The 2,092-nt window shown below is 73.5% G+C and carries 2 protein-coding genes; both read right to left on the bottom strand.

From position 1 onward, the window contains the following. Nucleotides 1–74: 74 nt before the first annotated feature. On the bottom strand, nt 75–842 hold the full coding sequence (locus tag FNQ90_RS20740; RefSeq protein WP_182607745.1) for an isoprenyl transferase: 768 nt from the start codon (nt 840–842) through the stop codon (nt 75–77). 345 nt (nt 843–1,187) lie between these two features. After that, nucleotides 1,188–1,889, bottom strand: coding sequence for an A24 family peptidase (locus FNQ90_RS20735; RefSeq protein WP_323380102.1), 702 nt, complete (start codon nt 1,887–1,889; stop codon nt 1,188–1,190). Between the last annotated feature and the right edge of the window lie 203 nt (nt 1,890–2,092).

Here is a 2,092-nt window from a genome sequence, read left to right as displayed (position 1 = left end):
GTCCCCGGCGGGGTGGGACACCGGGACGTGCTCCGGGCGGGCCGGCGCCGGGGGATCGCCCCGGGCGCCCCGCCTCACTGACCGAAGCGTCGGTGACGGGCCGCGTAGTCGCGCAGTGCCCGCAGGAAGTCCACCTTCCGGAAGGCCGGCCAGTGGACCTCGCAGAAGTAGTACTCGGAGTGGGCACTCTGCCAGAGCATGAAACCCGAGAGCCGCTGTTCCCCGCTGGTGCGGATCACCAGGTCCGGGTCGGGCTGGCCCCGGGTGTAGAGGTGCTCGGAGATGTCCTCGACACCGAGCGTCTCGGCGACCCGCTCCAGCGTGTCCCCGTCGGCCGCCCGCTTGGCCAGCAGTGACCGCACGGCGTCGGTGATCTCCTGCCGCCCGCCGTAGCCGACCGCGACGTTGACGACTATGCCGGGGCGACCGGCCGTGGCCTCCTGCGCGTCCCGCAATACCCGCTGGGTGCGCTCGGGCAGCACCTCCAGGGCCCCCACGTGGTGCACCCGCCACCGTCCGTCCTCGGCCAGGTCGCGCACGGCCCCCTCGACGATGGTCAGCAGGGGGACCAGTTCCTCCTTGGGACGGCTGAGGTTGTCCGTGGAGAGCAGCCAGAGGGTGACGACCTCGACCTCGGTCTCGGCGCACCACCCGAGCAGTTCACGGATCTTCGCCGCTCCCGCTCGGTGGCCCTGGCTCGCGGTGCCCCCGGACTCACGGGCCCAGCGGCGGTTGCCGTCCAGGATGACCCCGATGTGCTTGGGCACCCGTTCGGTGTCCAGCCGCCCGCCGACTCGCCGGGCATACAACCTGACCGCCCAGCGGCGCAGCGTGCTCTTCATCGCGTCCGTCCAGCCCCTCCGTGCCGTGCCAGGCGTCAGAGTACACCCGGCGGCGGGGGCCGAACCCACCGCGGAGGCGGGCGCCGTCCCCGCCCCGGGCGGGCGGGAACGGCGCCGGGAAAAGAAAACGGGCCGGTCCGTGGGGGGGGGTGTACGGACCGGCCCGAGGGGGGGGTGTTCCACCGTAACGCATGCCCGGAAGGAACCGCGCAACCGACACGGGCCATTCCTTCCGCGTCCTTCCCCGATCCGACCACAACCGTTCACCCACCGCTCGTGGACGACCCTCCCCGACCCCGGAAGGAGACGTGGGCGGGGACGGGGCGTGCTCCGCCGGGGCCCGGTTCAGACCACGAGCCCTCCGATCACCACACCCACCAGGGCCCCCAGGAGCAGGAACGGTCCCATGCAGAACTCCGTCCGGCGTCCCGCTCCCCGCGCGGCCACCAGGAAGAGGGCGTAACAGGCGGCGAGGAGGAACCCGGCGAACACACCGGTCAGCAGGACGTCCCAGCCGTACCACCCCAACGCCGCGCCGAGCCCGGGAGCCAGCTTCACGTCCCCCAGCCCCATACCGGCGGGACTGATCAGCGCCAGGACGAAGAAGACCCCGGCCAACACCGCCGCCGCCGCCACGGCCCGGGGCCAGGAGCCCTGTGCGCCTGGCAGCAGCGCCGCGACTCCCGTACCGAGGACGGCGAGCGCCGCCAGGGGAAGGGTGAGAACGTCCGGCAGGCGGAGCACCGCGATGTCCACCGCGGCCAGCACCATCGTCCCGGGCACCATGAACACCCAGAGCACCGTTTCCGGGGCGGGACCGCAGGCGGCGGCGAGCAGCACCGCGCAACCCGCCCCCACCAGGGCGGGGAAGACGGGACGGGGTCCGGGCCGGATGCCCATCCACCCGCGCGGACCGGTGGGAAGCGGCTCGCCGTCCGAACCGGTGGAGCGCCACGGTTCACCGGAGGGCACGGAGAGCCGGTGGACCGCTCGCGGCGTCAGGGCACCGGTCACGGCCCCGAACAGGGCGGCGGTCACGATCAGCACGGCATGCACGACCCGAGCGTAACGGCGCCGTACGGGCCGGAACCCGGGGGTGACCATCGTGCGGTGGGACGGTCCCTCGCGGACCGGAAGCCTTCCGGCACCGGCCGGCGGGGGCGGGCCGGGGCGGACATCCTGAACGATCTCCGGGCGTTACTCTCCGTGACACGAAAAGATGGCGGGCCGGCCTGCCCGAGTGGGGGGAG

This window comes from Streptomyces alkaliphilus, from assembly GCF_014141535.1.
Lineage (GTDB): Bacteria > Actinomycetota > Actinomycetes > Streptomycetales > Streptomycetaceae > Streptomyces > Streptomyces alkaliphilus.
The sequence above is the reverse complement of the archived record's forward strand: the minus strand, read 5'-3'. Positions and strand labels throughout refer to the sequence as shown.